At 75.4% G+C, this 6,684-nt stretch carries 4 protein-coding genes; all 4 read right to left on the reverse strand.

Translation table 11 applies throughout. The annotated features are described in order from the left end of the window. Positions 1-26: 26 nt before the first annotated feature. Entirely contained in the window at positions 27-698 is a 672-nt protein-coding gene (locus IF73_RS0128080) for a CPBP family intramembrane glutamic endopeptidase (RefSeq protein WP_031012979.1), read from the reverse strand. Positions 699-935: 237 nt separating this feature from the next. Next, positions 936-2,015, reverse strand: coding sequence for a branched-chain amino acid aminotransferase (locus IF73_RS0128085; RefSeq protein WP_031012981.1), 1,080 nt, complete (start codon positions 2,013-2,015; stop codon positions 936-938). A 63-nt stretch (positions 2,016-2,078) separates the two neighbouring features. Then, positions 2,079-2,474 carry a nuclear transport factor 2 family protein gene (locus IF73_RS0128090; RefSeq protein ID WP_031012983.1) on the reverse strand — a complete coding sequence of 132 codons (396 nt, stop codon included), beginning with the start codon at positions 2,472-2,474 and terminating at the stop codon, positions 2,079-2,081. 48 nt (positions 2,475-2,522) lie between these two features. Further along, positions 2,523-6,684 (reverse strand): non-ribosomal peptide synthetase (locus tag IF73_RS0128095; RefSeq protein WP_037880705.1); only part of this gene is annotated, 4,162 nt, incomplete at its 5' end.

Raw genomic sequence — 6,684 nt, forward strand, 5'->3', positions numbered from 1 at the left:
GCCCCGGTGCGCGGGGCGGCGCCCGGTCAGCGCAGCGCGAACCCGACGACGTACCCGAACGCGTTGAGCGCCCAGTGGAGCCCCATGGGCGCCAGCAGGCTGCCGCTGCGGCGCCGCAGTTCGCAGAAGACGACGCCGCCCGCCGCGGTGAAGAGCACGGCGGCCGCGACCGCGGCGACCGAGCCGGCCGCGGAGTCCCCGAAGACGCCCGTCAGCGCCGGTTTCGCGGTGGCCAGGTGCAGCGACGGAAGGACGTGCCAGAGGCCGAACAGGAGACTCGACACGGCCGTCGCCCAGACCGTCCCGCGGGCCCGCCGCACCAGCCCGTACAGCACGCCGCGGAAGGCGACCTCCTCCACCAGCACGGTGCCGACCGGGACCACCACGAGGACGCGCACCGCCAGCTCGGCGCCCGTCATCCCCTCGTACCGCCGGTCCTCGAACAGGGAGCGGGTCGCCGGGACGAGCGCGGCGACGGCGTAGCCGGCTCCCACCAGAGCCATCAGGACCAGCGCCCACCGGGCCCCGCGCGCCCGGGTCCCGGCCGCCAGGCCGGCGTCCGCCAGGGTGCCGCCCGCCCAGCGCAGCAGACCGAGGAGCAGCGCGGTCACGGCGAGGGCCGTCACCAGCCGGAGCAGCCCGGTCCAGTGGTTCAGGAGCAGATTGGCGGCGGCGAGGACGGCGACCGTGAGAGCCACGGCCCACCAGGTGCCGAGGGGCCCACGCCACCGGCTCCGCGGCCGGTGGGGCGCGGAGCCGTCGTGGGGGGCCGGGCGCGGTGCGGCGGCGTCCGGCCGGCGGGGAGTCACAGGGGAAGTCCGTCCTCCGGCAGTGCCGACGGGTCGTCTCTCGTCCCTCCCTCCCCACCACGCTACCCGTGGCCCTCCCCCCGCGCCCGGCGGCACCGGAGGGCGGGGGGCGTCGGCCGCGGGGCGTCAGGAGATGCGGTGGAGCCAGCCCTTCGGGTCGGGGGCGGTGCCGTGGTGGAGGTCCACCAGTGCCTCGCGCATCGCGAGCGTCACGGGGCCGGGCTCGCCGTCGCCGATCGTCCAGTCGCCGTCCCGGTCCCTGACGTGGCCGACGGGGGTGACGACGGCGGCCGTCCCGGAGGCGAACACCTCGGTGATGCGGCCCTGCGCGCATTCCCGCCGCCACTGCTCCAGCGAGATCCTCTCCTCGCGGGGGACGTAGCCCATGCTCTCGGCGATGCCGAGCAGCGTGTCGCGGGTGACGCCGGGGAGCAGCGAACCGCTGAGGGCGGGGGTGACGATCTCGGCACCGGGTCCCGAGCCGCGCACGAAGAACATGTTCATGCCGCCCATCTCCTCGATCCAGGTGCGCTCCAGCGGGTCCAGCCAGACGACCTGCTGGCAGCCGGCCTCCTGGGCCTGGAGCTGGGCGACGAACGAACCGGAGTAGTTCCCGGCGCACTTGACGTTGCCGGTGCCGCCCGGGATGGCGCGGCTGTGCTCGTGGCTGATCCACACGGAGACGGTCTCCATGGCCTTGCCGAAGAAGCCGCCCGCGACGAACGCCATCATCAGGTACTCGTACGTGTGGGAGGGGCGGAGCATCAGGTTGGCGTCCGCGCCGAACATCATCGGGCGCAGGTAGATGCTGTGGCTCGGGTCGTCGGAGAGCAGGCCCTGGTCGGCCCGGAGCACCTGCTCGATGGAGTCGACGAAGACGTCCTCGGGCAGCTCCGGCATGGCCAGCCGGCGGGCGGAGCGCTGGAAGCGGCGGGCGTGGTCCCACGGCCGGAAGACGGCCACGCCGCCGTCGGTCTGCCGGTGGGCCTTCAGCCCCTCGAAGATGACCTGGGCGTAGTGCAGGCCGATGGTCCCCGGGTGCAGGGTGAGCGGCCGGAGCCGGCCGAGCTCGGGCTTGTGCCAGCCGTCGGCGGGGTTCCAGGAGAGCGTGTACATGTGGTCGGTGAAGGCGTCGCCGTGGCCGGGGGCGCGGACGGGCTGGGGCGCGGACGCGGCGGCGGAGTCGTGGTCGAAGGTGAGCGTCATGGCGGGTCCTTACGGGTCGTCGGGGTGGTGGCGGGGTGGTGGAGGGGTGCCGGCGCGGGCCGGTCAGACGAGCGGCGCGAAGAAGAAGGTGTCGCGGCGGGCGAAGCGGCCGTCGGCGGCGATCCGGAAGAAGTCGGCGAAGCGCAGTGCGACCGCGGTGCCGTCGTGGAGCTCGCCGTGGAACTCGCCGTGGACGGCGATGTCGGAGCCCTCGGCGACGAGGGTGGTGAGGGTGTGGCGGCCGGCGCGGATGACCCGGGTGCCGCCGTAGAAGCGGGTGAGGCCCTCGTGGCCGTCGAAGGGCGGGTAGCCCGGGCGGTGGTAGACGGCGTCGGGGGTGAACAGGCTGACGAGGCCGGGGACGTCGCCGGCGTCGACGAGGTCGTAGTAGTGGCGCACCTGGGCCTCGGTGGAGGCGGCGGGGGCGACGGTCGTGGTGACGGTGGTGTCGGTGCGCATGCGGTCTCCTGGGTGGGGAGGTGACGGGAGGGACGGGTGGTCGGTGGATCAGTGCGCCGGCGGGGTGAGCCGGTCGGCGAGGACGCCGGCGATGCGGGCGAGCGGATCGGGGCGGGTCATGGCGCCGTGGGCGCAGGGCACGTCGTGGACGTCGATCCGGCCGGCGACGTACGGCTGCCAGTCCCGCGGGTCCGGCCGGTGGCCGGTGCGGCCTTCGGTGGCGGCGAAGAACAGCAGGTCGCCGTCGAAGCGTTCGGGGACGAAGTCGTGGCGCAGCCGGACGTTGGCGGAGAACACCTCTGCAAGGGAGGCGAGTTGGCTGCTGGTGAAGTCGACGAGCGGTCCGGCGTCCTGGCGGACGGCCTGCTCGAAGCGGGTGAAGGTCAGGGGTTCGGCGGGGACCGGGAGGCCCAGGGAGGCGAGCAGGGCGGCGAGCGTCGCCGGGCAGTGGGCGGGCGGCGGCCCGCCGGCCTGCCAGGACGGCGGCACGGGTGTGGCGCCGCCGGGTGCGGTGGGCTCGCCGGTGTGGCCGCCGGTGCCGTCGGCGGAATGATGCGGGTAGCCGTCCATGATCGCCAGGAGGGCGACCTGCTGTCCCTCGGCGCGCAGCCGGGTCGCCAGGGCGTGGGCGACGAGGCCGCCGAAGGACCAGCCGAGCAGGTGGTACGGCCCTTCGGGCTGCACCGAGCGGAGCTGGGCGAGGTAGTCCTTGACCATCGCGTCGAGCCCGGCCGCCGGCAGGTCCGGCGGGGTGAGGCCGCGGGCCTGGAGCCCGTACACCGGCCGCTCGGGGCCGAGGTGCCGGAGCAGACCGGCGTACACCCAGCTGATCCCGGCCGCGGGGTGGACGCAGAAGAGGGGTGCGGCCTGGGTGGCGGCACCGTGCGGGCGCAGCGGCAGCGGGGAGGCGAGCGAGCTGCCGGCCCGGGCCGGCCTGGTGGGGCCGGTGCGGTCGAGGCGGGGGGCGAGGCCGGCGACGGTGGGGGCCTCGAAGAGGGCCTGGATGCCGAGGTCGACGCCGAAGGCGCGGCGGATGCCGGTGATCAGGCGGGTGGCGAGGAGGGAGTGGCCGCCGAGGTCGAAGAAGCCGTCGTCGATGCCGACGGTGTCCACGCCGAGCACTTCGGCGAACAGCCCGCACAGCGTCTCCTCGCGGCTGTCCCTCGGGCCTCGTGCGCCGGTGGTCTCCGTGAGGGCGGGCCGGGGCAGCCGGCGGCGGTCGAGCTTGCCGCTGGGGCCGAGGGGCAGCGCGTCGAGCCGGACGAAGAGGCTCGGGACCATGTGGGCGGGCAGGGCCCGGGCGGCGTGGTCGCGCAGCGCGCCGGTGTCGTCCCCGTCGTCCGCCGCCGCCCCGTTCGGGCCGCCGACGACGTACGCGACGAGGCGCCGGTCGCCGGGCCGGTCCTCGCGGACCACGACGGCCGCCTGGCGGACCTCGGGGTGGCGGGTCAACACGGCCGTGATCTCGCCGAGTTCGATGCGAAAGCCGCGGAGCTTGACCTGGTCGTCGGCGCGGCCGAGGAACTCCACGGCGCCGTCGGCGCGCCACCGGGCGAGGTCGCCGGTGCGGTACATCCGGCCGCCGGGCGGTCCGAAGGGGGCCGCGGTGAAGCGTTCGGCGGTGAGGCCGGGGCGGCCGAGGTAGCCGCGGGCGAGCTGGACGCCGGAGAGGTACAGCTCACCGGTCACGCCGGGCGGCACCGGGCGCAGTGCGGCGTCCAGGACGTGGACGCCGGTGTTCCACACGGGGCGCCCGATGGGGACGCCGGCGGCGCCGGCCGGTGATCCGGTGGCCGTGTCGGCGGGGTCGAAGCGGTGGCTGGTGACGTCGACGGCGGCCTCGGTCGGCCCGTAGAGGTTGTGCAGCTCGGCCGTGCTCGCGGCGGCGAACCGTTCGGCGAGGGCGGTGGGCAGGGCCTCGCCGCTGCAGATGACGCGCCGCAGGGAGCGGCAGGCGGTGACGTCGGCGGCGGCGAGGAACGCCTCCAGCATCGAGGGCACGAAGTGGACGGTGGTGACGGAGTGGCGCCGGATCAGGTGGGCGAGGTGGTCGGGGTCCTTGTGGCCCTCGGGCCGGGCGACGACCAGGGTGGCGCCGGTGATCAGCGGCCAGAAGAACTCCCAGACGGAGACGTCGAAGCTGGACGGGGTCTTCTGGAGCACCCGCTCGCCGGGTTCGAGGCCGTAGGCGTGCTGCATCCAGGCCAGCCGGTTCACGATGGCGGCGTGGGTGACGACGACGCCCTTGGGGCGGCCGGTGGAACCCGAGGTGTAGATGACGTAGGCGGGGTGGTCGGGCCGGGCCTCGGGGAGCGCGTGGACGGAGGCGGGCGCCGGGGCGGCTTCGAGTCGGGCGGTGAGGTCGGGGGTGAGGACGAGGACGGGTGCCGCGTCGTCGAGCATGTGGGCGACGCGGTCGCGCGGGTAGTCGGGGTCGACGGGCAGATAGGCGGCGCCGGCCTTGTGCACGGCGTGCAGGGCGACGAGGAGTTCCACCGAGCGGGGCAGGGCGACGGCGACGACGCGTTCGGGGCCGGCGCCGTGGGCGACGAGGTGCCGGGCGAGGTGGTCGGCGCGGGCGTCGAGCGCGGCGTAGTCGATCCGCTGGTCCTCGAAGAGGACGGCGGTGGCGTCGGGGGTGCGGCGGGCCTGGCCGGCGAAGAGCCGAGGCAGGGTGGTGGCCTCGACGGCGGCGGTGGTGTCGTTCCAGTGGTGCCGGATCCGGTCGTGCTCCTCGCCGGTGAGGAGGTCGACGGAGCCGAGGGCCCGGTCGGGGTCTTCGGCGAGGGCGGTGAGCAGGACGGACAGGCGCCGGGCCAGCAGCTCCACGGTGGCGTGGTCGAAGAGGTCGGAGGCGTAGCCGAGCGTCCAGTCGAGTCCGGCGGGCCGCCCCTCGGAGTCGTACCGCTCCTCGATGCCCACGATCTGGAAGAGGGGGTGGCGGGCGAGGGAGCGGGCCGGGTTCAGCTCCTCCACCAGCCGCTCGAACGGCAGGTCCTGGTGCGCGAACGCGTCCAGGTCGGCGTCCCTGACCCGGCGGACCAGGGCGCGGAAGGTCGGGTCGCCGGACGTGTCCGTGCGCAGCACGAGCGTGTTGACGAAGAAGCCGACGAGCTCGTCCAAGGCCTCGTCGGTCCGGCCGGCCACGGGCGTCCCCAGCGGTACGTCGGTCCCCGCGCCGAGCCGGGTGAGGAGCCCGGCCAGGGCCGCCTGGCACACCATGAACACGGTCGCACCGCACGCCCGGGCCAGCTCGACCACCCGGCCGTGGACCTCGGCGTCGAGCGCCAGCGGCACCGCGTCGCCACGGTGGCCGGGCACGGCGGGGCGGGGGCGGTCGGCGGGCAGGGCCAGCTCCTCGGGGAGGTCCGCGAGGACGTTCCGCCAGTGCGCGAGCTGGCGGGCGGCGAGGCTGTCCGGATCGTCGGCGCGACCGAGGACGTCCTGCTGCCAGAGCGTGTAGTCCGCGTACTGCACGGGCAGTTCGGGGCGTACGGCGTCCCGGCCGGCGGCACGGGCCGTGTAGCCGTCGGCGACCTCGCGGGCGAGGGCGCCCATGGACCAGCCGTCACAGACGATGTGGTGGAGGACGAGCAGGAGCACGTGGTCGTCGTCGCCGAGCGTGAACAGGGCGGCGCGCAGCGGCAGTCCGGTGGTCAGGTCGAAGGGCCGGCGGGCGGCCGCGCTGAGGACGTCGGTCAGCCGGTCCTCGTCGGTGGCGGAGAACTCCCAGGGCACGTCGGCCGCTTCGGGCGGCAGCACGTCCTGCCAGGGGCCGGAGTCGGACTCGGGGAAGCGGGTGCGGAGTGATTCGTGCCGGCGGACGGCGTCGGCGAGCGCGTCCTGGAGGGCCCGGCGGTCCAGGGGGCCGCGCAGCCGGACGGCGAAGGGCACGTTGTAGAGGGGGCTGCGCTCCACCCGGCTGAAGAACCAGAGGCGCTGCTGCGCGAAGGAGAGCGGCGGCGCCTCGGGGCGGGGAGCCGGGCGCAGGGCGCGCCGGGCCAGGGCGGCGGAGTCGAGCCGGTCGGCGAGACCGGCGGGGGTCGGCGCCTGGAACAGGTCGCGGACGGTCATCTCCACGCCGAGCGCGGCCCGCACGCGGGTGATCAGCCGGGCGGCGAGGAGGGAGTGGCCGCCGTGGGCGAAGAAGTCGTCGTCGATGCCGGTCCCGGGCAGGCCGAGGAGGTCGGCGAAGAGGCCGCAGAGGATC

This window comes from Streptomyces sp. NRRL F-5727, assembly GCF_000719555.1.
Taxonomy (GTDB): domain Bacteria; phylum Actinomycetota; class Actinomycetes; order Streptomycetales; family Streptomycetaceae; genus Streptomyces.